Genomic DNA, 25,730 nt, shown 5'->3' with positions numbered 1-25,730 from the left:
CCGTGATCCCGAAGGGCTCGGCGGAGATGGTCGCAGCGACGATCCGCACGGTCTTCGCCCAGCCCACCGCGGACGCGGTCCGCACTCAGCTCGACACCGTGGCAGACATGCTCGGCCGGCAGTTCCCGAAGGTCAGAGAGATGCTGCTGGAGGCCAAGGAGGACCTGACCGCGTTCGCGGATTTTCCCCACCAGCACTGGAAGAAGATCCAGTCAACGAACCCGCTCGAGCGGCTGAACCGGGAGATCAAACGCCGCACCGACGTCGTCCAGGTCTTCCCGAACCCGCCCGCCGTCCTCCGCCTGGCCACCGCGGTCCTCGCCGAACTCCACGACGAATGGATCGCCTTCCCCCGCCGCTACCTCTCCAACGAGAGCATGGACGCCCTCTACCCCGATGCCCCGACCGTCTTGCCCACCACGTCAGACGACTGATCGCCTACACCACGAGAAGGGACATGACCGCCAAGCTCCGCGCTGACGCCTGCGCAGGAGGCCGGGCGGCGCCGATACTCCTCCGCTCCGGCGGCGCGTCGGCATCGCCCCTCCCACGGGGGCCGGGCTGCCGCACGCACCGAACACCATCCGCCCCACCTGGCCGGCAGGTCACCGCGCTGCCACTCTCATTCTCCAGGTCAATCAGGGGCAATTTTGCTTATTGCCGCAAAATGCTGGCAGTACACGACCCCCGCCGTCTCGCCGCGCAACGTGACGTCGGGCGCAACGGGGTTGACACCCCGGACGGCCTGTTCGTAGCTTGACGGCATGTCCAATCAATTACGCATAGACATTCAGGAGCGACGGTGAGCGAACCGACCTTCGGTGCCGGCGTCTGGCACTTCGCCACCTACGTCGACCGCTACGCGACCGACGGATACGGCGAGCCGCGCACCATCCTCGACGCGATCAAGCTGGCCGGCGCAGTGGGTGACCTGTCGGTCCTGGACCTGAACTGGCCCTTCCCGCCCGGCGACATCAGCACGGCGGAGGTGCGGGAGGCGCTGGCCGAGCAGAACCTGCGGGCGATCGCCGTGACGCCGGAGTTCTACACCGGCAAGTTCGCCAAGGGCGGGTTCACCAACCCCGATCCCGCCGTGCGCCGGCAGGCCATCGACCTGGTCGCCGCCTCTGCCGAGGTCGGACGCGAACTCGGCGTCGACTACGTCAAGATCTGGCCCGGGCAGGACGGCTACGACTACCCCTTCCAGGCCGACTACACCGACCTGTGGACCAAGTCGGTGGACGCGCTGCGTGAGCTGGCCCAGTCCTTCCCCGACCTGAAGTTCGCCATCGAGTACAAGCCGCGTGAGCCGCGCAACCGGATGGTGTTCTCGTCCGTGGCGCGCACCCTGCTGGCGATCGAGGACATGGGGGTCGACAACGTCGGCGTCCTGCTGGACTTCGGCCATTCCCTGTACGGCGGTGAGACCCCGGCCGAGGCGGCCCGCATGGCGATCGCCCGCGACCGGCTGTTCGCCATCGACGTCAACGACAACTTCCGTGGCTGGGACGACGACATGGTCGTCGGCTCCGTCCACCTGCTGGAGACCTTCGAGTTCTTCTTCGCCCTGCACGACGCCGGCTGGCAGGGAGTATGGCAGCTCGACCAGTTCCCCTTCCGCGAGGACCCCGTCGAAGCCGCCCGCACCGGCGTCCGCACCATGCGCGCCTTCCACCGGGCCCTGGCCTACCTCGACCGCGACGAACTGGCCGCGGCCCAGTCCGCCCAGAACGCCCTGAAGGCACAGCGCATCGCCAAGCGGGCGCTGTTCCGCGCCCTCGCAGAAAGCGAGTCCCAGTGACCGCCCTCCTGGAGGCCGCAGCACCGCTGCAGGCCGACGACAGCGCCGCCCAGATCTACCAGCAGCGCAGCGCCCGGCTGCGGGCGGCCTCGCCCGCCGAGTCCGCCGCGGAACTGGCGGAGATCGCGACCGCCGTCCGCCGCGACATCCTCACCACCATCCAGTCGGCCGGCATGGGCCACGTAGGCGGTGACCTGTCCGTCACCGACCTGCTGGTCACGGCACTGTGGGGCACCCTGCGCATGCACCCGACCGACCCCGGCCACCCCCAGCGCGACCGGTTCGTACTCAGCAAGGGCCACTGCGCCGCCGCCCTGTACTCCACGCTGGCCTCCTGCGGGTTCTTCCCCCGGACGCGGCTCGACGAGTTCATGGCCCCGCTGTCTCCTCTCAACGGCCACCCCGCCCGCCTGACGGTGCCCGGTGTGGAGACCAACACCGGCCCCCTCGGCCACGGTTTCCCGGTGGCCACCGGTATCGCCCTCGGCGCGCAGCTGCGCGGTGAACCGTGGCGGACGATCGTGGTCCTCGGCGACGGCGAGATGCAGGAGGGCAGCAACTGGGAGGCCGCGATGACCGCCGCCCACTACCGCCTGTCGAACCTGACGGCCGTCGTGGACAGGAACCGGTTGCAGCAGGGCGCCCGCACCGAGGACACCACGTCCCTGGACCCGCTCGACGCGAAGTGGGAGAGCTTCGGCTGGGAGGTCCGCGTCGTCGACGGACACGACCACCAGGCGATCAAGGAGGCCTACGGGCCGTCGACCACCGGACGCCCGGTCGCGGTGATCGCCAACACCGTCAAGGGCAAGGGAGTGTCGTTCATGGAGGACCGCGTCGAGTGGCACCACAAGGTGCCCACCGACGAACAGGTACGTCTCGCGCTCGAGGAGCTGACCCGATGAGCACCCTGACCCAGCAGGCTGCCACCTACGACTGCCGGGCGGACTTCGCCGACGAACTCATCACGCTCGCCCGCACCGACGAACGGATCATGGCCGTCTGCAACGACTCGGTGGGCTCCAGCAACCTGGCGAAGTTCCGCGAGGAGTTCCCCGACCGGCTGATCAACGTCGGCATCGCCGAACAGGACATGGTGGGCGTGGCCGCCGGCCTCGCCAACGCCGGGTTCATCCCCTTCACCTCCGCCGCGGCCCCCTTCCTCACCGGCCGCGCCATGGAACAGATCAAGGCCGACGTCGCCTACACGCACCGCCACGTCGTGCTGTGCGGCCAGAGCCCCGGCATGGCCTACGGCGAGCTCGGCCCCACCCACCACTCCATCGAGGACCTGTCCTGGATGCGCGCGATCCCCGGCCTGGAGATCATCGTGCCCGCGGACCCTTCACAGATGCGCAGCGCGGTGCGCTGGGCCGCCGCCTCGGGCAGGCCGACCTACATCCGCGTGCCCCGATTCAAGGTGCCCGCCGTCACCCCCGACGACGCCCCCTTCGAAGCCGGCCGCACCGTGCGTCTGACCGAAGGCAGCGACGTCACTCTCATCGCGACCGGCACGATGGTCTCGCGCGCCCTGGACGCCGCCGACATCCTGGGCCGGGACGGCATCTCCGCCCGCGTGCTCAACATGACCTTCGTCGAGCCGCTCGACATCGAGGCGGTGGTGGCAGCAGCGCGGGAGACCGGCGCGATCGTCACCGCGGAGGAGGGACTGCTCTCCGGCGGCCTGGGCGCAGCCGTGGCCAAGGTGGTGGCCGAGAACCACCCGGTGGCGGTGCGCATGCTGGGCGTGCCGGCCTTCGCTCCCACCGGCAGTGCCGCCTTTCTGCTGGAGCACTTCGGGCTGACCGCCGACGGCATCGCCGACGCCGCACGCTCCGCGCTGGGACGGGCGTGATGAAGCCGCACGTTCTCGGCGTCGACCAGGGCACGAGCTCGACCAAGGCCCTGCTCCTGAATGCCGCCGGTGACGTCGTCTCCCGGGCGCAGGCACCCTTGGACCAGTTCCACCCGGGCCCCGGCCTGGTGGAACAGGACGCCGCGGCGCTGCTGGACAGTGTGCGCACGGCCGTCGCCGCCTGCATGAAGGACACCGACCCGCACAGCGTCGCCGCAGTGGCGCTGAGCACGCAGCGTGAGTCGGTCGCGCTGTGGGAGACCGCCACGGGCAAGGCCGTCGCACCGGTGGTCAGCTGGCAGGACCGGCGCGGGGCGGAACGTGCGGCACACCTCACCAAGGACGGCAGGGGTCAGGAGATCCGCAGGCGCACAGGTCTTCCGCTGGACCCGATGTTCTCCGCTCTGAAGATGGCCGACCTCCTGGACCGCCACGATCCCTCCCGGACACGCAGCCGGGCCGGCGAGCTGCGCCTGGGCACGGTGGACGCCTACCTGCTGCACCTGCTGACCGGTGAACAGGTCACCGAGGTCGGCAACGCCTCCCGCACCCAGCTGCTCAGCCTCGCCACCGCGGACTGGGACGACGAACTGCTCGAGTGGTTCGGCATCCCGCGCGCGGCACTGAGCCGGATCGTCGCCTCCACCGGCGAGTTCGGGACGGTGCGCGGCCTCGAGCCACTGGTCGACGGCACCCCCGTGCTGGCAGTGATGGGTGACTCCCACGCCGCCCTGTTCGCGCACGCCGGCTGGCGGCCGGGGATCGTCAAGGTCACCTACGGCACCGGCTCCTCCGTCATGACCGTGGCGGACTCCCCCGCACCGCAGGAAGGGGTGTGCAGCACCATCGCCTGGTCGACCGGCAGGCCGACCTACGCTCACGAGGCCAACATCCACTCCGCCGGACGGACCCTGACCTGGCTCGCCGACCTCCTCGGCGCCGAAGCTGGCGACCTGATCCGCCTCGCCGCCGACGCGGACGCGGCAGGCATCACCCTGGTGCCGGCCTTCGGTGGTCTCGGCGCCCCCTGGTTCGACCCGGAGGCCGCGCCCGTCCTCGCCGGATTCACACTCGGCAGCGGCCGGGACCATCTGGCCCGCGCCGCCCTCGAGTCGGTCGCCTTCCAGGTGGGCGACGTCCTGACCGTCCTGCCCGGGCTGCGGCGGGTCGTGGCCGACGGCGGCCTCAGCCGCAGCGACACGCTCATGCAGCTGCAGGCCGATCTCGGTGACGTCACCGTGGCCCGCACCCGCCACCACGAGCTGTCCGCCGCAGGAGCGGCCCACCTGGCGGGACTCGAACTCGGGCTGTGGACGCGAGACGATCTGGAACAACGAGCCGACAGCAGCCTTCAGGTCTTCCGCCCCGACTGGGACGAGGACCGGCGCAGCAGTACGGTCGCACGCTGGCACCGGCACCTGACGGCTGCCCGCACCCTGCGGTGACCGACGGCCCGCGGCCTCGCCGGCACCGCACGAGCACGATGAGGACCTCATGTACCGCAACCACCATCAGCGAGCGCACCACCCCGACGATAGGCTGTCGCATCGCGACAGCCAGGGGAACCGAGGAGGGAACAACAGTGGCGACAGCGCCGTCCGCTCCCGGCCCTGACCACCTGCGGCTACTGGTCAAGGTGGCCCGCATGTACCACGAACGCGGAGTGCGTCAGCCCGAGATCGCAGCGCACCTGAACATGTCGCAGCCCCGCATCTCCCGCCTGCTCAAGGAAGCTGCCGACCGCGGCGTCGTGCGCACGGTGGTGGTCTCCCCCGAGGGCGTGCACGCGGAGCTCGAAGAAGCCCTCGTCGCAAAGTTCGGCCTGCGCGATGCGATCGTGGTGGAGGTGGAGGGCGCGGGGATGGACGTCATCCCCGCCCTCGCGGCGGCGACCGCCACCTATCTCGATGCCACGCTCAAGGGCGGAGACGTCATCGGCGTTTCCTCCTGGAGCGCGACGCTGCTGGAAGCGGTCAAGGTCATGCGGGCCAAGACCTCATCGGTGGCGCACGAAGTCGTCCAGATGGTCGGTGGGTCCGGCAGCCCGGAAGTCCAGCTCCACGCCACCCGTCTGACCAGCCGCCTGGCGGAACTCACCGGCGCCCGCCCTGTCTTCGCCCCCACCGCGGCGCTGGTCGGCAGCCGCCAACTGCGCGACCTGCTGTCGCAGGAGCCGGCCATGACCGAGGTCATGCAGGCGTGGTCACGCCTCACCATGGCTCTCTTGGGCATCGGCGGCCTCGACCCGTCACCCCTGCTGCGCAGCTCCGGCAACGCCATCACCCCCGAGGACCAGCAACAGCTGAAGAAACTCGGCGCGGTGGGCGATGTCTGCGCCCGCTACTTCGACGCCGACGGCCACCCCGTTGACGCCCCCTTCAACGATCGCCTCATCGGCATCGGACCCGATGAGCTGCGTGCCGTGGAGCGCCGTATCGGCGTGGCCGGAGGCACAGCCAAGACCGCCGCGATCCGCGGCGCGATGCAAGGCGGCTGGATCAACGTACTGATCACCGACTTCGAGGTCGCGCGGAACCTGCTGAGCGACTGACCCGCACACAGGCACGCGCACACCAACTCGTGACCTGTCGTCCCCTGTCCGGCACCAGCACCGCCCTGGGGCAGCAACCGCCGAACTCGCCACCGGCGCCTCACCATGCCGGCCCGCCTCGTGGCACTCGCCCACCCCGTTCCAGGGGCGCGTTCGTCGGTCGATCGGCCGACGGCAGCGGGTGCCGGTGCACCGGCCTGCCGGGTACCTCCGGCTCTCCCCCTGCCCCGCCCACCTCGTTCATCCCGCTTCCAGCCGGCTTGGAATGCGCCCCGCCCACCCGCAGGAGAATTGCGATGCCTTTCGGCCCCCACACCCCCCTGTTCGAACTCAAAGCCTCCAAGGAGGCTGCGGTCGTCCTGGAGCAGCATCTTCCCGGCGTCCTCGAGTTGCCCGACTTCACCGTGCTGCCCTTCATGCCGCTGGGCGCGATGCTGGGTCACAATCCACCGCTCGGCGAGCTCCCCGCGGCCATGGACGAGCTGTGGCGGGATCTTGCCGCCCTGCCCTACGACTCCCCGCTGTACAAGACCCAGCAGGCCCCCACGCAGCCTGTTGCGGATGACGACGAGCCGCAGGCCCTCCAGGCGTCGCCGGCCATCACCCATGTCAGCGACATCGAGCAATGGGGCGTCGCAGAGGTCGTCCTCCAGGGACCCGACCACGGCAACCCCTTCACCGACGTCGAACTCGACGCCGTCTTCCGCCACGCCGAAGCACCCGAGGTACGCGTCGGGGGCTTCTACGACGGCGCGGGCACCTACCGCATCCGCTTCCAGCCGCCCCAGCCCGGCCGCTGGACGTTCGAGACCCGCTCCAATGCCCGCTCCCTGGACGGCCTGACCGGATCGCTTCAGGTGTCCGAGCCCTCTGGGGGCAACCGGGGTCCGGTCCGTGTGGTGGACACCTACCACTTCGCCTACCAGGACGGCAGTCCTTACCTGCCCCCCGGCACGACCGCGTACGCCTGGACCCACCAGAGCCCTGAGCTGCAAGCCGCCGCACTCCGCACGCTGGAAGACGCACCCTTCACCAAGATCCGCATGTGCGTTTTTCCCAAGTCGTACTTCTTCAACACCGACGAGCCGCCGCTCTTCCCCTACGACCGCAACGACGACGGAACGTTCGACTTCGCCCGGTTCAATGTCGCGTTCTTCCAGCACCTGGACCACAGCGTCGAGCAGCTCGCCCGCATCGGCGTGGAAGCGGACGTGATCCTTTTCCACTGTTATGACCGGTGGGGCTTCTCCGCGATGCCCGCCTGGGCGGACGACGCGGTGTCCAGTACACGCCAGATAAACGCGACGTGCCCCAGCAGGTACAGCGTGACGCCGCAAGCCGGGCCCTCTGGCCGTCCGAGCGAGGCCCGCGAATCGGCGTCCAGCGGCTGGACTCCCGCTTCGCCGCCTACCGGGACGCCGTTGGCCTGGACCCCGCGCTGGAGTTCCTAGGCAGGTCCTACAGCACACATCTGATCGAGGACGGCCACGACCCGCTGTTCGTCCAGCAGCAGGTCGGCCACGACCACGCCTCCACCACGGCGATCCACACGTGCGTCTCCTCCGACTTCCGCACCCACTCCCTCCGACGCGTCCTGGACGCCACCATCGAGGCCGCTCTGCGGCCGGGAAGGACCTCCTGATGCCACGCCAGATCAGCTACCGGTGGCGCCTGCGCGAGCTATGGCCCCCCGCGGCATGTTCACCGTCGGCGAGCTCATGCCGCACCTGGCCGAACGCGGCATCACCCTGTCCTCCTCCCAGGTCCACCGCCTGGTCTCCGGCACCCCGGATGGCTGTCCCTGCCGGTGCTGGCCGCCCTCTGCGACATCCTCGGCTGCACCCCCACCGACCTGATCACCACCTCGGCCCAGAACCTCCCGGCCCGCCGAGCCGCCGGCGAAGAAGCTCCGATCAAACCAGCCGCCCGGCGACCCACAAGGGTCCGACTGACGCCCGAGAGGTGAGCGGTGACTCCGGAGGAGTACGAGCGGTGGATGATCCGCGACTGCGCACGCTGTGGCCGACGGGCCTCGAAGTCCGCCGAGTGGTCGGACGGACCGATCTGCCGGACCTGCTACGAACGGGCGATGCGAGTCCGCGGCCTCTGCCCCTGTTGCGACACCGATCGGCTGCTGCCGGGGCGAGACACCGGTGGCACACCGATCTGCCGGGACTGCGCGGGCATCGCCCGAGACTTCTTCTGTGATCGCTGCGGCTTCGAAGGACTCCTGCTCGGCGGACGTCTCTGCGAACGCTGCGCCCTCGCCGACACGCTCGTCCGCCTCCTCGACGACGGCACTGGTCGTGTCGACCCGGAGTTCCTGCCTCTGGTCAAGATCCTGCTGGATATGGGCAGGCCCAAGAGCCGACCGATCTGGCTTCGCAACCCCAACGTCGTCCGTCTCCTCCAGGGCCTGGCCACCGGCAGCATCCCGCTCACCCACGAGGGGCTGCACCAGGAAACCCCCTGGCGGACTGTCACTCACCTGCGTGACCTGCTGATGGACAGCAGCGTCCTCCCACGAGTTGACCGGCAGCTCATCCTCTACCAGCGGTGGCCGACCGAACGGCTCGCCGTCATCGAGGAGCCCGAACACCGTCAACTTCTCCGGTACTTCGCCACGTGGCATCGCCTGCGGGCGAAAACGGAGAAGGGACCGCTGGGACGCTCCCAGACCAACCACACCAAGCAGGAGATCACCCAGGCCGGTGCCTTCCTCGCATGGCTCGCCGACCGAGGACGCGCCATCGGACAGTGCCAGCAGGCCGACATCGACGCCTGGCACACCGAGAGCCTGGCCACCCGCCGCCCGTCCCAGTCATTCCTACGGTGGTGCATGAAGACCGGCCGGATGCCCCGCCTCGCGCTGCCGCCCGCCGTCATCACCCAGGGCCCGGAACCGCTGCACCAGCACCGCCGGCTCGCGATACTCCGCCGGGTCCTCAACGACGACTCCCTGCCACTGCGAGCCAGGGTCGCCGCCGCCCTCGTTCTCCTCTACGCGCAACCCGTCAGCCGCATCGTTCGCCTCACCATCGACGACGTCACCGACGACGAGACGACCATCACCGTCCAGTTGGGCGACCCGCCGTCCCCGCTGCCGGAGCCCGTCGCCGTTCTGATGCGGGCCTACATCCAGTCCCATCAGCACCTGCCCTACGCCAGCAGCAGGAGCTCGCAGTGGCTCTTCCCTGGCAGTCAGCCCGGACAGCCGATGAATCCGGTCAGCCTCCAGGTTCATCTGCGTGAGATCGGCGTCCCGCCGCAGCGCGACAGGACCTCCGCCATTCGGCAGCTCGTCCTCCAGGCCCGGCTCCCGTCATCGCGAAGGCGCTCGGTTACCACGACAAGACAGCCACTCGCTTGGTACCAGACCTGGCAGAAGCTCACCGCCGAGTTCGGCGCCACCGACATCGTCGCGTAGGTGTCCGGCTCGGTGCGTCATGGCCGACCCGTGCCAGCGCGAGGTGGCGCTCGTCTGGCGTCACTTGCCGCTGAAGACGGGGAAGGCGCTGTGGTCGCCGTAGTCCACGTCGCGCAGGCCCCGCAGAGCGTCCATGTCAGCGTCGGAGATCTCGAAGTCGACCTTGGCGTTGGACCTCATGTGCTCAGGGTTCGCCGTCTTGGGCAGCGACACCGTGCCCAGCTGGAGGGTGTAGCGGATGCACAGCTGGGGGACGGACACGCCGTACTTCTCGGCCATCGCCTGGACTTCGGCGTTCTTCAGGATCGCGCCGTGGGCGATCGGCGAGTACGCCTCGACGAGGATCTGCCGGCTTTCGCAGTAGGCCAGGAGGTCGGAGGGGGTGTTGCCGGCGTGTACGAGCAGCTGGTTCACGTGCGGGACGACGGTCGCGCCCTGCAGGATGTTCTCCAGGTCGTGCTGCTGGAAGTTGGAGACGCCGATGGACCGGATCTTGCCGGCCTGGTGGGCGTCCTCCAGGGCACGCCATGCCTCGCGGTTGCCCTGGGCGTAGTCGTCGCCGCGGAAGTCGTCCCACGGCTGCGGGCTGTGGATCAGCATCAGGTCGATGCGGTCCAGGCCCAGCTTCTCAAGAGAGCCGTCGATCGCGGTGAGCGCCTGGTCGTAGTCCTTGATCTCCGCAGCGAGCTTGGTCGAGACGAACAGCTGGTCGCGGGGCAGGCCCGACGTGCGCACGCCCTCGCCGACGCCGCGTTCGTTGCCGTATGCCTGGGCCGTGTCGATGTTGCGGTAGCCGATCTCCACGGCTGCGCGGACCGCGTTGGCCGCCTTGTCGTCGTCGATGAACCAGGTGCCGAGCCCCAGCTTGGGAATCTCGACGCCGCCTGCCAGGGTGTAGGTCTCGTCCAGGATGGTCATGCGTTCGCTCCGTTCTTCGGCAGCGCGCCGTACACCTCGTCGGTGACCGGCTCGAGCCATTCGTTACTGACGTCTTCGCCAGGTGTGATGAAGGCGAGGTGGGAGAACCACGAGTGGGCCTTCGCGCCGTGCCAGTGCTTCGTGCCCGCCGGGACGCGGATCACCGTGCCCGGCTCCATGCTGATGGGGTCCTCCCCCTCGGCCTGGTACCAGCCGCTGCCCGCCGTGCAAAGCAGGATCTGGTCGCCGCCGCCGTTCGTGCCGTGGTGGATGTGCCAGTTGTTGCGGCAGCCCGGCTCGAAGGAGACGTTGCTGACGGGCACGCTGCCCGAGGTGAGCGGAGCCAGGTAGCTCTGGCCGATGAAGTACTGCGCGTAGGCGTAGTTCTTCTCGCCGAGCGGGAAGATCTGGTCGAATCCGTTGCCGGCCATCTTGTTCCTCTTCCTTGGTTCACTACGCCCCGCTGAGCGTGCGGGGCCGGTTTGCTGCTTGCGCCGGGGCTCAGGCGGAGCGTTCGTCCGCGATCTTCTTCAGCAGGGTGATCGCGGTCATGGCGTTGGGCCATCCGGCGTAGAACGCCAGGTGCGTGATCGCCTCGGCCAGCTCCTCGACCGTGAGCCCGTTCTCCAGGGCCACACCCAGGTGGTATGGCAGCTGCTCGCTGCGGTAGAGGGCGGCCAGCACACTGACCGTGACCAGGCTGCGGTCCCGCGCGGAGAGCCCGGGGCGCTCCCACACGTCCTGGAACAGGACTTCGTTGGTGAGCTCGACGAGCTTCGGCGCGATGCCGACCAGCTCCTGCGCCGCGGACTGCTTCGCCATGAGGTGACTCCTTGTAATGGTACGAACACGAGGATGCGGCGTTGTTCACTGTCCGCCACCCGGGGACCGGCAGGTATCCCGCAAGGCGGGTGCCTGCCTTCCGGGGCCGGGGCCGCATCCGCTGACAACATCGAGGAAACCGCAGCTCACAGGCGTACGGAAGGCCCTGCCGTTCCAGGTACTGGCAGAACCTCTCAGCCGTGCTCCACTCCTCCTAGCCTGGAGAGCATGGACACCGCCCGCGAGATCCGAGAGTTCCTCGCCACCCGCCGCGCCAAGATCACTCCACAGCAGGCCGGCCTGCCCGTCTTCGGGAGCGGTAACCGCAGGGTCCCCGGACTGCGCCGCGAGTAAGTCGCCCTGCTCGCCGGTGTCAGCATCGACTACTACGTTCGCCTGGAGCGCGGCCAGCTCGCCGGGGCCTCAGAAGAAGTCCTCGACGCGCTCTGCCGCGCCCTTCAGCTCGACGACGCAGAACGCTCCCACCTGCGCGACTTGGCCGCCGCCCAGCGCCAGCGCCCGGGCCGCCGCACCGGTCGGCGGGCCAAGGACACCGTTCCCGCCAGCCTCAAACGGGTCCTGGAGTCCATGACCGGCTCACCGGCCTTCATCCGCAACGGCCGGCTCGACATCCTCGCGGTCAACCCGCTCGGGCGTGCCCTCTACGCCCCCCTGTTCACCGGCTCGGTCCGCCCGGTCAACATCGCCCGCTTCCAGTTCCTCGAGCCCACCAGCCGCGACTTCTTCCCCGACTGGAACGCCTCCGTCAACACCACCGTCTCCCTGCTGCGCACCGAAGCCGGCCGAGCCCCGGACGACACCGAACTGACCGGGCTGATCGGCGAGCTTGTCACCCGCAGCGACGAGTTTCGTGCGGCCTGGGCCAAACACAACGTGCGCCTGCACCACACTGGCCGCAAGCCCTTCCGCCACCCGGCCATCGGCAAGACCACCCTCGACTTCGACGCCATGGAGCTGCCCGCCCACCCCGGCCTCACGCTGACCGCCTACAGCGCCGAACCAGGCACGCCCGACCACGACGCGCTGCGCCTGCTCGCCTCCTGGGCCGCAACCAGCTCGGACGAAGCTCACCAGGACGCATCCCGCCCCTGACCAGACCCTCGCCGAACGTGTTTCGCCTAGGCCATTTCGCTTGAATCATCGGGCGGACCACAGGAAGATGCCCGCAATGTGCAGTCCGGGCAGGTGGATCAGTCCGATCAGGCTGCACCCTCCTGTCGTCAAACGATGGCGAGCCCAAGCGGGCGCGTTCAATGAACCCGTGCAATCCGCAGGTCCGCAGCGGCCCGAATCCGAGCGTCCAGGTGCTGGAGGCGATGCGAAACCTCGGCATCACGGGGTCGAAGGACGACGCCCAGGGCTTCATGGGCGTCTGGCACTACGTCAACCACCACCGCCGAGATCCTCACTGAACTCGGCTACAGCCCCACTGACATCCGATCCCTGACACCGAGCGCCCGACGGTCTGTCCCGCAGCGGCGGCCCGTACACCATCGCTGAGCGGTCGAAGATCTATTGGCACTCCACCAACCATCAGGTCGTCATCGACGCCGACAGCCGGCGCGTCGTCGTGGTCGGTGGACCGCTCGCCGGCAACCGCAACGACTGCGGGGCCTGGGGGAGTCCGGCGCCAAGGCCGCCGTCGGCAAGACCCTCGTGATCACCGACGGCGGCTACCCGGGCACCGGACTCGTCATCCCGCACCGTCGCGAGCGCGGCCAGACCGAGTTCCCGGTCTGGAAAGAAGAGCACAACCGGTCCCACAAGCAGGTCCGGGCCCGGGTCGAGCACGTCTTCGCCCGCATGAAGACCTGGAAGATCCTCCTCGACTGCCGCCTCAAGGGAGACGGTGTCCACCACGCGATGCTCGGCATCGCCCGCATGACAATCTTGCCCTCGCCGGATAGGCAAGCGGGCCGCACCGCGACCCACCATCCCCGGTGGCTCGGAGATCATTTACGCGACAGCCCCTGTCAGGGCCTTGACCTCTGGAGGCAGGCTGCCACCGGGTTGGACGGCAAGGAGCATGATCTCGTCCGAGGTGTACCGCATCGCAATGGCGATACGTGGATTCAAGCCGTCGACAGCATAAGCCGTAGTGGGTTCGGGCCCTGCGGCATCGTCGTCGTGGCCCGGCGTGTCATCGCAGGGCGGGAACTCGGCGGGGCCGAGTGCTTCGCCAACAGTGAAGTCGACGTTGGCCACCTGCGTATAGGTGCGGCCCCCGTACAGGGCAGCGATCGCGCATGACCCTTCGGCCTCCCCGCCACCGCCCTGCGCCGTGCAGGCGATCGTCACCGCGGCCACGACCATGCCCGAGTACCACGGCAGCCTGATTCGCATCAGTGGGCTCCTTCTGGGGCGTGCGCGCTCCGTCTCACCGGGTGCCGCATGCCCCGTAGGGAGTTCGGACCCCAGGCGCGGCTCCCGATCAATTCATAACCATGACGGAGCTCGAGGCGAACTGGTTCGTTCCGCTTTAGGGCCGGGGCGTTTCTCAGGCGGGTTGAGCGGTGCCTGGGTTGCGGCGTGGGGGTGGGTTCACTGCTGCGGTGCGCAGGGCCGGTCTCGTTGCTGGTGCCGGCGACGGTGTTGGCGATCTGGCCGGCCCCGGTGGCCTTGGCGCGCAGGGCGAGGGTGGCGGTGCCGCCGTTGCCCAGCGATCCGGGGGTCCATTGTCCGGTGGCCGGGTCGTAGGTGCCGGCCCACACCGAGACGGCCCGTGTCCGGGCACATCACCTGGTACGCCGCGCCTTTGCCGCCCTGCCGCTTGCCGTCCTGCATCGCCAGGTTGCCGGCCCGGGGGCTGGGGGACGAGCTTGGCGTGGGTGCACTTCGGCACCGCCGTATTGCCCCGGCCTTGCCGCCGGCGCTGGAGTCCGCCGCGGGCGTGCCCGAGCTCCCGAACGAGCCGGGGCGGCTGGAGGGGGCGGAGGCGCAGACCTTGGCGTACTTCGAGGCGCCCCGGCAGCCGGGGGCGCCGACGCCGGTGCCCCCCGTTGTCGGCGTGGGTGGGCGCGGTGCCGACTGCCAGGGGCGCGGCCGCGGCTGCCGTCGAGCCTGCGAGCGTGATGCGCCGCTTGTTGAGCCGAGCGTCATATGGATCACCGCCCTAGCTGGCGCGCATCTCAAGCGGTGCCGTCGCTGCGGATCCAATCACCGCCCGCGCCCCCCTTGCATGTTCTATGCCATACCCCATAAGTTACCGACAGGTAGCCCATCCGCTCGTGGAGGAAGGGCCACGTCGTGGGGAGGTGCTGGGCAGGTGAGTCCGCGCAGGAGTGACAGCCGTGACCGGATGATCCTCAGTGCTGCTGCTCTGCTGCGGGAGTACGGCGCGAGCGCGACCAGCATCGACAGGGTGCTCGCTCACAGCGGAGCTCCTCGCGGCTCGGTGTATCACCACTTCCCCGGCGGGCGGACGCAGCTCATCGACGAAGCGGTGGCGCTGGCGGGGGACTTCATCGCGGGGCTGATCGACGCTGCCATGCAGGCGGATGATCCAGTGGCGGCGGTCGACGCGTTTTTCCTGCTGTGGCGTGAGCGGCTCGTGGAGAGCGGCTTCAGGGCCGGCTGCCCGATCGTGGCGGTGGCCGTGGAGACCAATGACGACGCACCCCAGCTTGCCCGTTCCGCCGCCGCGGTCTTCGCCCGCTGGCAGGAGGCCCTCGCGGCCCTGCTCCTGCGGCACGGCCTGAGCGAGGTACGCAGCCGCCGGCTCGGTGCCTTCATCATCGCCGCGGTCGAAGGCGCGGTGATCATGTGCCGGGCCGAGCAGAGCACCGCCCCGATCGAGGCCGCCGCCGCCGAGATCCATGACCTGCTCCTCCACGCCCTGCGCGACCGCCCCGGCGCCGAATCCGGTCCCCGGCCGTAGCCCGCAGCCGCCCAGCCGCTTCACCTGCACACCTCGAAGGAGTCGCCATGCCCTCGCTCGACCGTCACGACAACGTCTTCGTCCTGGACCTGGGAGACGGTGAGAACCGCTTCCATCCCGACTGGCTCACCGCCGTCAGCGCCGCGCTCGACGAGGTGGAGAAGACGGAAGGCCCTCGCGCCCTGGTCACCGCAGCCACCGGCAAGTTCTACTCCAACGGGCTCGACCTGGACTGGCTGTTCGCCCACGCCGACCAGCACCAGGACTATGTCGTCTCCGTCCACGAGCTGCTCGCGCGAATGCTGTCGCTGCCACTCATCACCGTGGCCGCGCTGCAGGGGCACACCTTCGCCGCCGGCGCGATGTTCTCCCTCGCCCACGACTTCCGTGTCATGCGCGCCGACCGCGGCTACTGGTGCCTGCCCGAAGCGGACATCAACATTCCCTTCACCCCCGGCATGGCCGCCCTCATCCAGTCCCGGCTGGCCCCGCAGACCGCGCACGAGGCCATGCTCACCGCCCGCCGTTACGGCGGCGCCGACGCCGCGGCCGTCGGCATCGTCGACCAGGCCGTCGCCGAGGACGCCGTGCGCTCCACCGCCATCGAGATGGCCCAGGCACAGGTGAACAAGGCCGGCGACACCATCGGCACCATCAAGGCCCGCATGTACGCACCGGCCCTGGCCACCCTGCGCGACACCACCAACCCGCTCGGCTGAGCCGACGCCTCACTCACCCCACCAAGCCGCGCCCCGGGCGCTTCCCCCTGGGGCGCGGGCCGCACCCGCCGTCCGCCGCATGAGGAGACAGGGCCGATGACAGCCGACACCGCCTGGCACAAGAGCGCGTGCATCCTGTGCGAGAACAACTGCGGCATCCAGATCCAGACCGACGGCCGCCGCTTCGCCAAGATCCGCGGTGACAAGGAGCATGTCGCCACCGCCGGCTACACCTGCAACAAGGCCCTGCGGCTGGACCACTACCAAAACGGCGGCACCCGGCTGACGACCCCGCTGCGCCGGGAGGCGGACGGCACCTTCACCCCCATCGACTGGGACACCGCCATCCGCGAGATCGCCGCCCGCCTGAAGACCGTGCGCGACACCCACGGCGGCGAATCGATCTTCTTCTACGGTGGCGGCGGACAAGGCAACCACCTCGGCGGCGCCTACAGCGGCGCCCTGCTACGCGCCCTCGGCGCCCGCTACCGCTCCAACCCTCTCGCCCAGGAGAAGACCGGCGAGGGCTTCGTCGACGCCCACCTCACCGGCGGACACCACCGGAGACTTCCAGAACGCCGAAGTCTCCCTCTTCCTCGGCAAAAACCCCTGGCAGTCCCACGGCGTCCCGCGCGCCCGCACCGTACTCAAGGACATCGCCAAGGACCCCCACCGCACCATGATCGTCATCGACCCGGTGCGTACCGAGACCGCCGACCTCGCCGACATCCACCTCCAGGTCAGGCCCGGCACCGACGCCTGGTGCCTGGCCGGCCTCCTCGGCATCCTGGTCCAGGAAGACCTCCTCGACCACGCCTTCCTCACCAAGCGCGACCCCCAGGGCACGCTCCGCGTCAGCCCTCATGACGCCCAACAGCTCGGCCTGTCCGAAGGCACCCTCGCCCGGATCACCACCTCACGCGGCACCGCTCAGGCGGTCGTCGAGATCGACGACCGCCTGCAGCCGGGGCACGCGGCCCTGCCCAACGGCTTCGGCCTCGACCTGCCCACCCAGGACGGCCACACCGAACGCACCGGCGTCGCCCTGAACACCCTCACCGACCTCACCTGGCGCGACCCCATCGCCGGCACCCCCTGGCACAAGCACGTCCCCGCCCGCATCGAGCACCGTCCCACCTGACGAACACACCGCCTCCCCCGGCGGCGGCACCACCAGCACCCTGCAAGGAGAACGACCATGACGACCACCGACCTCGCCGCCATGACCGGCCTGGAACTGATGCGCTGGGTACAGACCGAACGCCCCACCGACGTCCCCTCCATCGGCCGCCTGCTCGGCATGCGCTTCGACGAGGTCGACCACGGCCGCATCGTCATCTCCCTCGACACCCGCCCCGACTTCGCCAACCCCCTCGGCACCGTCCACGGCGGCATCGCCGCCACCCTCCTCGACTCCGCCATGGGCTGCGCCGTCCACACCACCCTCCCCGCCGGCACCGCGTACACCACCCTCGAACTCAAGGTCAACTACATCCGCGCCGCCCGCACCGACGGCCAGACCCTCACCGCCGAAGGCACCGTCATCCACGCCGGCCGCCGCACCGCCACCGCCGAAGGCAAAGTTCTCGACGACCAGGGCAAACTCATCGCCCACGCCACCACCACCTGCATGATCCTCTAGGCGCGCCCGGCGGATGACCGAGCAGCGGAGCCGCTGGTCGTCGCTGACACCGCCGGTTTCTCACCGGACCAGAACCAGAACTGCTGCCGGGCAGGGCATCAGCGGTGAGTGGCTGGACCGACTGGCGGCTGTGGCTGGGGGGGCAGGGCCCGTACGACGGAGAGGCCGGACGGACTATTCCAGCGGGTGGTCCCAGCTGCGCCGGTGCGTCCGCAGCGCGGTGGCCGACGGCGCTACGGCGATCGCGAGGTGCTGGCGGCGATCCTGTTCGTGGCCACGACGGGGTGTACCTGGCGGCAACTACCGCCTGCCTTCGGCCCATCCGGGCCAACCGCACACCGGCGGTTCACCGAGTGGAGCCGGGCCCGGGTGTGGGTCAAGCTCCACCGCCTGCTCCTGGACGAACTCGGCGCACGGTTAGGGGCAGCCGGGCGACTTCGGTGACCTTGATGGCGTGGAAGGCGACCAGGCCGACGGCCAGACGCCCCATCGCGCTGTCGATCCGGTCGAGCAGGCCGCGCAGCCGGTCGCTGGGCAGAGGTTCGGCGAGTCGCACGGGGGTGGTGAGGGAGAGCCCGGCGAGCGGGTTGCAGCCGCTCGACGGCCAGCCGGTCGCCCTCCCACACCACCAATTCCCCGTCCAGACCGGTGTCGTCGGGAAGCTGCGCGAGGGCGGCGCCCACGATCTCCGGGAACGCGGCCGTCATGTCCGCGCCCTGCCTCGAGCGCAGCAGCACCCGCCTGCCGGTGTAGCGGGCGAGCCGGGCACGGTAGCCGTGGTTTTGTTCGCGAGTTTGGACGGCAGTTGTTCACCGCCTCAGGAGGCGGTTGGATCGGGGCGGGGTCGATGTTCACGAGAACGGAAGGCACCTGATCCGGAGCCTGTTTCGGGTGCCGGTTGGAGAGTGCCGAGGGGGACGTCGTGGAGTGGTCGAGGGGGTTGCTCGGGTTCGCCGCCGGGCTCCTGATATCCGTCATCACCGCGCCCGTGGGCGTCTCCGGAGCGGTCTTCCTGCTGCCCGTCCAGGTCAGTGTGCTGGGCGTGCCCAGCCCGGCCGTAACACCCACGAACCTGCTCTACAACGTCGTGGCCGGCCCCGGTGCCCTCCTGCGCTACTGGCGGGCCGGACAGCTCGGCGGACCGCTGACCCGGCTCTTGATCGCGGGCACCGTTCCTGGCGTCGTCATCGGCGCCGTGATCCGTGTCTACGCCGTTCCCGGCCCGCGAATCTTCCGCCTCCTCATAGCGGTGATGCTCCTGCCGCTCGGGCTGTGGCTGTGGCTGCGGACCGTACGCCCGGCCCCACCCCACACTTGCCGCCAGCCTTCGCCCCGCGCAACGACGTCGCTGGCCCTGGCTGTCGGCGTGGCCGGCGGCATCTACGGAATCGGAGGCGGCTCGCTGCTCGGCCCGATCCTCGTCGGCCGCGGCGCACCGGTCGCCACCGTCGCACCCGCCGCCCTGGCCTCCACCTTCGTGACTTCCATCGTCGGCGCGGCCACCTACGCGCTGCTTTCCGTCGTCACCACTGGCGACGTCGCCCCCAACTGGCTGCTGGGCCTTTCCTGCGGCGCCGGCGGCCTCCTCGGCGGCTACCTCGGCGCACGCCTTCAGCCGCACCTGCCTGAGACGGCTCTCCGGCTCCTGCTCGGCACCCTCGCCACCGCTATCGGCGCGCTCTACGCAGTCCAGACCCTTCGCTGACCGTGCAGTGGCCAGCCGTTCCAGGGCACCTGGGCGCTGTCGAAACTCGTGAACATTCCGGCTCGACGCCAACCTTCTACTGACTTTGTTGGCGTGATGTCGTAGCTGACGTGGTGTGATCGTCGCGGTATGCCGGTTGTATGAGGTATCCGCAGGGTGGTGGGCTGACGCCTGAACGGCAGGCGTTTCGTGAGCGGATCCGGATGGAGGCCGCCGAACGGTTCGGCGCCGGCGCCTCCAGCGCGGAGGTCGCCAGGGACTTACGGGTGAGTGTGCGCTCGGTTCAGCGGTGGCGCCGGGCCTGGCAGGACGCGGGCACGGCGGGTCTTCGCTCGGCAGGGCTGGTATCGCTGCCCAAGCTGAGCGAGAAGCTGTTCGCCGTGCTGGAGCAGGAGCTGGCCAAGGGCCCGGTGGCGCATGGCTGGCCGGACCAGACGTGGACGCTGGCGCGGATCAGAACGCTGATCGGGCGCCGGTTCCACAAGAGCATGACGCTGTCGGCGATTGCACAGATGCTGCACCGGCACGGCTTCAGCCACCAGCTCCCGGCCCGCCGGGCGACCGAGCGCGACGAGGAAGCCGTCACCGGCTGGGTGAAGGAGACTGGGCCGCAGGTGGAAGGTCCGTGGCGGCGCTCGACGCCTGGCTGTGCTTCGAGGACGAAGCCGGCTTCTCGATGACGCCGCCCACCGCACGGACCTGGTCCCGGCGCGGACACACACCCGTCATCCGGGTCCGGGGACGCTCCCAGCGTCGCTTCTCCGTCGCCGCCCTGGCCTGCTACAGGCAGGGCGAACGCGCACGGCTGATCTACCGGCCCAAACAGCATGTCGACCACAAGCGAGGTGGCAGACGCAGTTTCACCTGGACCGACTACCGCGACCTGCTCATCGCCGCCCATCGGCAGCTCGGAGCCCCGATCGTGCTCGTGTGGGACAACCTGAACGTCCACAGAGACCGCCGGCTGCGGGAGTTCATCGACACCCACGACTGGATCACCTGCTACTTCCTGCCGGCCTACGCACCCGACCTCAACCCCGTCGAGGGCATCTGGTCACTACTGCGACGCAGCAGCCAGGCCAACACCGCATTCACCGACCCCGACCACCTCATCAGCACACTCCGGCATGGTCTCCGCAAGATCCAGTACCGCAGCAACCTCATCAACGGATGCCTCGCCGAAACCGGCCTCACCCTGACGACATCACAGCAACAACGTCAGTAATGGCTTCCGAACCGGTGTCGAAGTGCTGTCCGTTCTCGCGTACAGAGCCATCGGTGAGCTGCGGGATCAGGTCGGTCAGGGCTTCGTGGGTGGCGTCGAGATGACGCTGGCGCAGGTGGGCGATGCGGGCGTCGCCGGCGGTGAGGACGGGGGTGAGGTCGGCGGTGACCCGCTGTTCGTCGTAGCCGTTCCAGGGTCCTTTCGCCCGGTCGTGCTGGTCGCGGCGTGCAGCGGCGATGTCCCAGATGCCTTCGTGAAGAGTGCGCTGTGCCTTGTAGAGGGTGACGAGACAGACGGCCAGTTGATGCAGGTGTCCGATAGCGGCGTGGGCGGTCGCGTGGTCGTCGTGGTGGGGGGTGCCAGCGGTGAGGTTTCGCTGGGCCGCTGCGACGGCTTCGTGTTCCCTCGGTGGTGTGGGCGCGGGCGAGGTCGTCGATGCGGTTCGTCTGGACGGTTGTGTCCCAGCCGGCCTGCTCGGCGCCCGGCCGGAGCGGCTGGACGTCGGCAGCCGGACGTGCATGGACTTTGCAGGCGCCAGCCGGCGTTTGTTCGTGCTTCTGCATAGGGCTGCGCTCCCACGGCTCCGCACACGGCGTGAACGGAGTGGCCCGCCGACAGCACCGCTGTGCCGGCGCCTGGGTGGAGCGGTGCTGCCGGCGGCCCCGCGGGGCACTCAATAACGGGGAACTGGGCGTGCCCGTTGCCTATTCGTCAAGGCAGAGCAGGAGGCTGAGGCCGCTGTCGGGTTCGAGAGAGGCGTCCTGCGCCTCTGGGGTCTGCTCCGGGTTCAGGGTCTGCAGGTCGAGCAGGATCATGATGGGTTCCCTTCTTTTCGGGTTATCGCCGGTTGGTGGCCGGCGAGTACAGGAGGTGGTTGGTGGCCTGCGTTCCGGTCGTGTTTCCCGGGGCGCTGCCGTGGGCGGGGGGCGGGGGGAGGAAGGGGAGGGTGGAGAGCCTGTTGCCCAGGGCGGAGTCGAGGGCGAGGAGGACGCCGGCGGTGCCGGTGGCCAGGTCCATCGACAGGCGCATCATCTGGTGCCCGGGGAAGGCCAGGTGGCCTTGGTAGGAGAGGGCGTACCAGTGCATGCGGTGCGCGTGGGCGGTGATGTCGGCCTGGAGGCGTTCGTTGCCGGGTGTCCGGGCCAGGTAGTGGAGGAGTCCGGCTCTGCCCTGGCACAGGCCGGGCTGGGCGTAGTAGGTGCTGCGCGCTGCGGTCAGGATGCCCGTGCGTGACTGGAGGAGGTCGTCGTCCTCGCGGTGTACGAGGTAGTCGTCGATGACCATGCCGATGCCGGCGCTGCCGTCGCCGAGGTAGGGCATGGTGCGTCGGCCTTCGTCGACGTGGAGGCCGTGGTCGGTGCTCACGCAGCGGTCCAGGTCGAAGGCAAGCGCACGGCGGGCGAGGTCGAGCAGGGATGTGTCGCCGGTGTGTTCATGCACGTGCAAGGCGGCCAGGGCAGTGCCTGTGAGGCCGCGCATCAGACCGGTACGCCGATGATGTGGGGGTTCGTGCTGGGGCAGGCGGTCGGCGAGGATGTCGACGCCCTTCAGGGCAAGACGCTCCAGCGTGCTGTTACCGGTGTTCCGGGCGAAGTGGCAGAGGACGAGAACGATGCCGGGCAGGCCACCGTGCAGGTCGGTGCCGAGCTGTTCCCATGGTGCGTGAAGGAGGTGGTCAATCAGCTCCAGGGCGCGGTCCTGGTAGCCGAGACGGTCCAGCACATAGGCGACGCCGGACAGGCCGTCGTAGAGGCCGAGGCGGGTTGCCGGCTGCGGCGCTGCTGTGTGCTCCAGTAGCCATTGCTCGCCTGCCTCGTGGCGAGGGGCGCCGACTTCGTTGAGGACGTAGAGGACTCCTGCGGCGCCGTAGGCCAGACTCAGCGCTCCGCCGTCACTGAATTGCGCGATGTCCCCAGGGAAGAGACGGTCTCTGCGTTGGGGGGTGGCGCTGGCGAGAAGGGCCTGGATCATGGAGTGACGGCTCAAAGGCCAGTCGGCCGGCGAGACCGTCGTGCCGGGGTCGTGCTGTACGGGCTGGGCCGGAAGGAGTCCCGCTGCGGAGGCTTTGACGGCGGGCCGGGCAATCTCGGCCACCGCCTCGGCAAGCCACTCCTGCGGGACGGGGAAGACTTCGGTGATCGCCCTGGCCAGGCCGACGGCTTTGGTCCGGTCGATGGCCAGCAGGGACGTCATGGGCATGAACAAGGCCAGGCGCAGACAGGCCAGGGCGTAGTGGTCCACGGCGGTGCCCCGTCTGTCGGGGGGCGCGGCGAAGGCGGGGCTGGCCACGGTCTGGCGCCCGGGGCGTGCGGCCTCGCCCGCGGCTTCGAAGTCGAGGAGCCGTACGCTCTTGTCGTCGGCGACCATGATGTTGAACAGGTGCAGGTCGTGGAAGACCAGTCCACGGCTGTGCACCGCCTGGACGGCCCGCTCGACCCGCTGGTGGATGTCCATGGCCCATGCCGTGTAGCCGGCCACGTCCGCCGGGGCGGGCGCCTGGCCGTAGAGCGGATAGCGGCGGGACAGGCACTCGTTGAGGGGAGTGCCGGGCAGGAAGTCCATCACCAGAAACCGGTGGTCCCCCACGACCAGCCAGTCCCTGAAGCCGGGCGCCACGCCGAGGCCGGTCAGACGTTGCAGAGCGTTCCTCTCCCGTTCAAGGCGGGCAACGGCATCGGCGCCGTCAGCAGCGAGCCCGGCATGCGGGCGGGCCTCTTTCAAGACGACCTTGTCGCCGGTGCGGGTGTCGGTGGCTGTGTAGACACCACCGCCGTTGGAGTAGTGCAGCGCCTGGTCGACCCTGTAGGGCACGCCGGCGGTGGTGACAGCGTTGCGGGCGGCGAGTGCGGGTTGAAGGAACGTCGGCAGTTCCACCCAGGCAGGCAGCTGGAAGGAAGGCGCACGCCGGTCCGGTACGAGCGTTCCTTCGGGGTTCTCGACGGCCGGCACCCGGACACCGCGTTCATCGAGGCAGTACCGGGGGGCGAAGGCACCGTATCGGACGTAGAGGGGACCGTCGCCCCACCGCAGGTCGGTGAGGATGTAGGGGCCCGGCTCGCCCTCGAGCAGGCTCCCCAGCTCCGTCAAGACGGTGTGGAGCTGCGGTTCGTCGGCCGGGTAGAGCGTGGCGAACTTCCCACTCCCGTCCCTGGCGGCGTACTTGCCATTACGAAGGCGCCAAAGATGCGGCCTGGGCACGAACTTGAAGGCGATAGCCCGTTCTGTGCAGTACGTCCACACCGTCGAAGCGGCCTTCTCGGCGTTGTGCAAGGTTGCCGAGACATGAATCTTCCAGCCCTGAAGCGGCCTGCACCGCCCTACCGACGCCGGTGGGTGAAAGGCAAGCCAGTCCCCGAACGCCGTGGTGTCCCACCCCTGCGGCAATGGCCGCTCGGCCGCCGCGTAAGACACGTCTACCGCAAAAGGACCACCTGGGCGATCGTAGAAGTACGGGTCACCCAGGAGGAAAGCCTCATAGCCCTTCTCCACCGAAACTCCCTGCACAGCAACAGCAATCCGACCCCACGGACGCCGAGATGGACGGTCGCTCTAGCAGGGCAGGTCTACCCAGTGGCGCACGCCACCAGGGCTTCGGCCGAGACAAACCACCCGTCCGGCCCGCTGGCGCGAGAACGACACGGCCCGGGACCCGCTCCATACTGGCTCGGCCGACCCATGCGCGGCGCCAGCCGCCCCACGCCGTCGGCGGGAGGCTCGCCCGGGTCGGGTACGCCGATGTGAGAACCAGCCAGCGGCCTTCTGCTCCGGCACGGTCCGGGCCTGCTCCTGGCGCTCGGACGTGGCCTGGCCTGCCGCGCAGCGGCCGCGGCCTGGTGTTTGCCGTCGCCGGGGTACCGATAGCGGCCCTCGTCCGCGGCCCTCATCCACCGCCCTGTCCCGGCGAACACGATCACCACGTCGGGCATGACGGGACGGTGGTCGATCGTCTCGCGCGTTCCCCAGCCGGCGGTGAAGCGACGGTGCTGCCAGGGATGGCCCGCGCCGCCCGAGTACAGCAAGCTGCCGACCTCACGCCGTGCCGTCTCTGACAGGGGTGACGTCCGCGCGATGAACCGCAGGCGGCCCGCCTCGTCGTAGCGGCCCAGCAGCAGCGTCACAGGCGCGGCCACCCGGCCCGTCACCGAGGCGACGACCGCCTCCGCACTGGCGCGGGCCTCCCTGGCGAAGAGGCAGTATCCCGAGCCTGCGCTATTCGTCGCCGTACCCGAACTCGGCCGTACCGGGCGCGTGCCCGTGCTCGCGGACAAGATCTCGGATCATGTCGGCGAGCTGCGGCACGGCCGGGTGGCTGGGTGGCTCGCTGTGAACGAGGAGAAGAGGAACGGACGGGGCGTCGATGAGAGAGAGGTAGGCGACGCCCGGATGGGGATGGACGCCGGCTGTGGCGGCTGAAGTGACACCAACGGCCCGACCGGCCGCGATCGCGGCCAGCCAGTCGTCGGTGTTGGCGACCGCCAGAGTGTCGGAGGGTCTGCTGCCGGCGGGCCACAGGTCGAGGCTCGTCGTTCCGGAGACGGTGTTCAGGGCGAGCGTCTGCTCCGACAGGTCTGCCAGGCTCACGGTGACGTGGTCGGCCAGAGGGCTGCTGGTGGGGACTGCGGCGATCCGCGGTTCGCGGGCTTGGAGCAGGCTTCGGGTGCCCGCGAGGTTGATGGGGCCGCGGAGCAGGGCGGCGTCGACCCTGCCTTCCGCCAGCCCGGCGGTGCGGTCGTCGATGCGCAGAAGTTCCAGAGGAATGCCTGGCTGGGCGCGCTGCCAGCGACGCAGAAGGGCAGTGGTGTGCTTGCCCAGGGCGGACCATGCGTGGCCCAATCGCAGGGGCCAGGTGCCCAGCTGACCAGGGTCGAGGGCTGCATCCACGGCGGCCAGAGCCGCGGTGGCACGTACGCGAAAGGCTTCACCAGCAGAAGTCAGGTACAGGTGGTGGGTGGAGCGATCGATCAGCCGCACTCCCAGATGCTCCTCCAGCTGACGCAGAGTCCGTGAGAGAGCGGGTTGGCTGGTGTGCAGACGGGAAGCAGCCCGGGTGATACTCCCCGCCTCAGCGATGGTGAGGAAGCATCGCAGATGCCGCAGCTCCATGCTCATATCAGGGAAGCATAACCGCTGATGAACGGGCATTTCACAGGTGCGTCAGCGGTTCGTA

Annotated in this window: 29 protein-coding genes and 4 pseudogenes; 22 read left to right on the top strand and 11 right to left on the bottom strand. The window is 69.5% G+C overall.

Annotated elements, in window-relative coordinates; all coding sequences use genetic code 11:
* The 10 genes from ACIGO6_RS34115 to ACIGO6_RS34070 all read left to right on the top strand — a co-directional run.
* A partial coding sequence (locus ACIGO6_RS34115) for a transposase (RefSeq protein ID WP_399883146.1) occupies nucleotides 1-434 on the top strand: 434 nt, incomplete at its 5' end.
* 368 nt (nucleotides 435-802) lie between these two features.
* The gene (locus ACIGO6_RS34110; RefSeq protein WP_399883144.1) at nucleotides 803-1,801 is read left to right on the top strand and encodes a TIM barrel protein; all 999 of its coding nucleotides are present in this window, start codon (nucleotides 803-805) and stop codon (nucleotides 1,799-1,801) included.
* A complete protein-coding gene (locus ACIGO6_RS34105) occupies nucleotides 1,798-2,706 on the top strand; it encodes a transketolase (protein ID WP_399883142.1) in 909 nt (302 codons plus the stop codon). Before ACIGO6_RS34110 ends, ACIGO6_RS34105 begins: the two co-directional genes overlap by 4 nt.
* Complete coding sequence (locus ACIGO6_RS34100) at nucleotides 2,703-3,656, top strand: transketolase family protein (protein WP_399883140.1); 954 nt, start codon at nucleotides 2,703-2,705, stop codon at nucleotides 3,654-3,656. The genes ACIGO6_RS34105 and ACIGO6_RS34100 overlap by 4 nt, the downstream gene beginning before the upstream one ends.
* Nucleotides 3,656-5,101, top strand: coding sequence for an FGGY family carbohydrate kinase (locus ACIGO6_RS34095; RefSeq protein ID WP_399883138.1), 1,446 nt, complete (start codon nucleotides 3,656-3,658; stop codon nucleotides 5,099-5,101). Before ACIGO6_RS34100 ends, ACIGO6_RS34095 begins: the two co-directional genes overlap by 1 nt.
* 200 nt (nucleotides 5,102-5,301) lie before the next feature.
* A complete protein-coding gene (locus ACIGO6_RS34090; protein ID WP_399883136.1) occupies nucleotides 5,302-6,207 on the top strand; it encodes a sugar-binding transcriptional regulator in 906 nt (301 codons plus the stop codon).
* Between the two features lie 296 nt (nucleotides 6,208-6,503).
* Nucleotides 6,504-7,658, top strand: a complete 1,155-nt coding sequence (locus tag ACIGO6_RS34085; RefSeq protein ID WP_399883134.1) for a DUF5060 domain-containing protein — start codon at nucleotides 6,504-6,506, stop codon at nucleotides 7,656-7,658.
* Nucleotides 7,580-7,849, top strand: a complete 270-nt coding sequence (locus ACIGO6_RS34080; RefSeq protein ID WP_399883163.1) for a hypothetical protein — start codon at nucleotides 7,580-7,582, stop codon at nucleotides 7,847-7,849. The genes ACIGO6_RS34085 and ACIGO6_RS34080 overlap by 79 nt, the downstream gene beginning before the upstream one ends.
* Before the next feature lie 165 nt (nucleotides 7,850-8,014).
* The gene (locus ACIGO6_RS34075) at nucleotides 8,015-8,173 is read left to right on the top strand and encodes a hypothetical protein (RefSeq protein WP_399883132.1); all 159 of its coding nucleotides are present in this window, start codon (nucleotides 8,015-8,017) and stop codon (nucleotides 8,171-8,173) included.
* A gap of 123 nt (nucleotides 8,174-8,296) precedes the next feature.
* Entirely contained in the window at nucleotides 8,297-9,634 is a 1,338-nt protein-coding gene (locus ACIGO6_RS34070) for a hypothetical protein (RefSeq protein ID WP_399883130.1), read from the top strand.
* A gap of 60 nt (nucleotides 9,635-9,694) precedes the next feature.
* Here ACIGO6_RS34070 and ACIGO6_RS34065 read toward each other — a convergent pair whose 3' ends face one another.
* The 3 genes from ACIGO6_RS34065 to ACIGO6_RS34055 all read right to left on the bottom strand — a co-directional run bounded on the left by ACIGO6_RS34065 (nucleotide 9,695) and on the right by ACIGO6_RS34055 (nucleotide 11,374).
* A complete protein-coding gene (locus ACIGO6_RS34065; RefSeq protein ID WP_399883128.1) occupies nucleotides 9,695-10,552 on the bottom strand; it encodes an aldo/keto reductase in 858 nt (285 codons plus the stop codon).
* On the bottom strand, nucleotides 10,549-10,983 hold the full coding sequence (locus ACIGO6_RS34060) for a cupin domain-containing protein (protein ID WP_399883126.1): 435 nt from the start codon (nucleotides 10,981-10,983) through the stop codon (nucleotides 10,549-10,551). Before ACIGO6_RS34060 ends, ACIGO6_RS34065 begins: the two co-directional genes overlap by 4 nt.
* A 70-nt stretch (nucleotides 10,984-11,053) precedes the next feature.
* Nucleotides 11,054-11,374 carry a carboxymuconolactone decarboxylase family protein gene (locus tag ACIGO6_RS34055; protein WP_399883124.1) on the bottom strand — a complete coding sequence of 107 codons (321 nt, stop codon included), beginning with the start codon at nucleotides 11,372-11,374 and terminating at the stop codon, nucleotides 11,054-11,056.
* A 228-nt stretch (nucleotides 11,375-11,602) separates the two neighbouring features.
* Here ACIGO6_RS34055 and ACIGO6_RS34050 point away from each other — a divergent pair.
* The 3 genes and pseudogenes from ACIGO6_RS34050 to ACIGO6_RS34040 form a co-directional block, all read left to right on the top strand.
* Nucleotides 11,603-12,487, top strand: a pseudogene (locus ACIGO6_RS34050) (helix-turn-helix transcriptional regulator).
* 161 nt (nucleotides 12,488-12,648) lie between these two features.
* On the top strand, nucleotides 12,649-12,807 hold the full coding sequence (locus tag ACIGO6_RS34045) for a hypothetical protein (RefSeq protein WP_399883122.1): 159 nt from the start codon (nucleotides 12,649-12,651) through the stop codon (nucleotides 12,805-12,807).
* Nucleotides 12,808-12,881: 74 nt separating this feature from the next.
* Nucleotides 12,882-13,302 (top strand): annotated as a pseudogene (locus ACIGO6_RS34040) (transposase); the annotation flags it as partial.
* Between the two features lie 49 nt (nucleotides 13,303-13,351).
* On the opposite strand, the gene ACIGO6_RS34035 reads toward ACIGO6_RS34040, so the two are convergent.
* Complete coding sequence (locus ACIGO6_RS34035; protein ID WP_399883120.1) at nucleotides 13,352-13,738, bottom strand: DUF6281 family protein; 387 nt, start codon at nucleotides 13,736-13,738, stop codon at nucleotides 13,352-13,354.
* Entirely contained in the window at nucleotides 13,738-14,106 is a 369-nt protein-coding gene (locus ACIGO6_RS34030) for a DUF11 domain-containing protein (RefSeq protein WP_399883118.1), read from the bottom strand. Before ACIGO6_RS34030 ends, ACIGO6_RS34035 begins: the two co-directional genes overlap by 1 nt.
* A 554-nt stretch (nucleotides 14,107-14,660) precedes the next feature.
* Between ACIGO6_RS34030 and ACIGO6_RS34025 the strand changes: the two genes are divergently transcribed.
* The 6 genes and pseudogenes from ACIGO6_RS34025 to ACIGO6_RS34000 form a co-directional block, all read left to right on the top strand.
* Nucleotides 14,661-15,272 carry a TetR/AcrR family transcriptional regulator gene (locus ACIGO6_RS34025; RefSeq protein WP_399883116.1) on the top strand — a complete coding sequence of 204 codons (612 nt, stop codon included), beginning with the start codon at nucleotides 14,661-14,663 and terminating at the stop codon, nucleotides 15,270-15,272.
* Between the two features lie 47 nt (nucleotides 15,273-15,319).
* Nucleotides 15,320-15,991 carry an enoyl-CoA hydratase-related protein gene (locus ACIGO6_RS34020; RefSeq protein WP_399883114.1) on the top strand — a complete coding sequence of 224 codons (672 nt, stop codon included), beginning with the start codon at nucleotides 15,320-15,322 and terminating at the stop codon, nucleotides 15,989-15,991.
* Nucleotides 15,992-16,087: 96 nt separating this feature from the next.
* On the top strand, nucleotides 16,088-16,858 hold the full coding sequence (locus ACIGO6_RS34015; protein WP_399883112.1) for a molybdopterin-dependent oxidoreductase: 771 nt from the start codon (nucleotides 16,088-16,090) through the stop codon (nucleotides 16,856-16,858).
* The gene (locus ACIGO6_RS34010) at nucleotides 16,758-17,132 is read left to right on the top strand and encodes a molybdopterin dinucleotide binding domain-containing protein (RefSeq protein WP_399883162.1); all 375 of its coding nucleotides are present in this window, start codon (nucleotides 16,758-16,760) and stop codon (nucleotides 17,130-17,132) included. Before ACIGO6_RS34015 ends, ACIGO6_RS34010 begins: the two co-directional genes overlap by 101 nt.
* A 57-nt stretch (nucleotides 17,133-17,189) precedes the next feature.
* Entirely contained in the window at nucleotides 17,190-17,633 is a 444-nt protein-coding gene (locus tag ACIGO6_RS34005) for a PaaI family thioesterase (protein WP_399883110.1), read from the top strand.
* 186 nt (nucleotides 17,634-17,819) lie between these two features.
* A pseudogene (locus ACIGO6_RS34000) lies at nucleotides 17,820-18,050 on the top strand (transposase); the annotation flags it as partial.
* Here ACIGO6_RS34000 and ACIGO6_RS33995 read toward each other — a convergent pair.
* Together ACIGO6_RS33995 and ACIGO6_RS33990 are read right to left on the bottom strand one after the other, a co-directional pair.
* Nucleotides 18,010-18,189, bottom strand: coding sequence for a hypothetical protein (locus ACIGO6_RS33995; protein WP_399883165.1), 180 nt, complete (start codon nucleotides 18,187-18,189; stop codon nucleotides 18,010-18,012). The pseudogene ACIGO6_RS34000 and the gene ACIGO6_RS33995 sit on opposite strands and share 41 nt — an antisense overlap.
* Nucleotides 18,190-18,232: 43 nt before the next feature.
* Nucleotides 18,233-18,397, bottom strand: a pseudogene (locus tag ACIGO6_RS33990) (ATP-dependent DNA ligase); the annotation flags it as partial.
* A 158-nt stretch (nucleotides 18,398-18,555) separates the two neighbouring features.
* Here ACIGO6_RS33990 and ACIGO6_RS33985 point away from each other — a divergent pair.
* From ACIGO6_RS33985 to ACIGO6_RS33975, 3 genes are all read left to right on the top strand, one after another.
* Nucleotides 18,556-19,338 carry a TSUP family transporter gene (locus ACIGO6_RS33985; protein ID WP_399883108.1) on the top strand — a complete coding sequence of 261 codons (783 nt, stop codon included), beginning with the start codon at nucleotides 18,556-18,558 and terminating at the stop codon, nucleotides 19,336-19,338.
* A 140-nt stretch (nucleotides 19,339-19,478) separates the two neighbouring features.
* A complete protein-coding gene (locus ACIGO6_RS33980) occupies nucleotides 19,479-20,018 on the top strand; it encodes a winged helix-turn-helix domain-containing protein (RefSeq protein ID WP_399883106.1) in 540 nt (179 codons plus the stop codon).
* On the top strand, nucleotides 20,015-20,563 hold the full coding sequence (locus ACIGO6_RS33975) for a transposase (protein WP_385975734.1): 549 nt from the start codon (nucleotides 20,015-20,017) through the stop codon (nucleotides 20,561-20,563). Before ACIGO6_RS33980 ends, ACIGO6_RS33975 begins: the two co-directional genes overlap by 4 nt.
* Here ACIGO6_RS33975 and ACIGO6_RS33970 read toward each other — a convergent pair.
* The 4 genes from ACIGO6_RS33970 to ACIGO6_RS33955 form a co-directional block, all read right to left on the bottom strand.
* Entirely contained in the window at nucleotides 20,529-21,083 is a 555-nt protein-coding gene (locus ACIGO6_RS33970; RefSeq protein WP_399883104.1) for a hypothetical protein, read from the bottom strand. The genes ACIGO6_RS33975 and ACIGO6_RS33970 overlap by 35 nt on opposite strands.
* Nucleotides 21,084-21,267: 184 nt before the next feature.
* A complete protein-coding gene (locus tag ACIGO6_RS33965) occupies nucleotides 21,268-21,378 on the bottom strand; it encodes a SapB/AmfS family lanthipeptide (protein WP_399883102.1) in 111 nt (36 codons plus the stop codon).
* 22 nt (nucleotides 21,379-21,400) lie between these two features.
* Nucleotides 21,401-24,052 (bottom strand): class III lanthionine synthetase LanKC, encoded by a 2,652-nt coding sequence (lanKC, locus tag ACIGO6_RS33960; protein WP_399883100.1) that lies wholly within the window; start codon nucleotides 24,050-24,052, stop codon nucleotides 21,401-21,403.
* Nucleotides 24,053-24,772: 720 nt separating this feature from the next.
* On the bottom strand, nucleotides 24,773-25,705 hold the full coding sequence (locus ACIGO6_RS33955; RefSeq protein ID WP_399883098.1) for a LysR family transcriptional regulator: 933 nt from the start codon (nucleotides 25,703-25,705) through the stop codon (nucleotides 24,773-24,775).
* Nucleotides 25,706-25,730 lie beyond the last annotated feature (25 nt).

The sequence above is a fragment of the Streptomyces sp. NPDC053750 genome (assembly GCF_044544295.1).
Lineage (GTDB): Bacteria > Actinomycetota > Actinomycetes > Streptomycetales > Streptomycetaceae > Streptomyces.
Note: the sequence above shows the minus strand (reverse complement) of the source record. Positions and strands in the feature narration are given on the sequence as shown.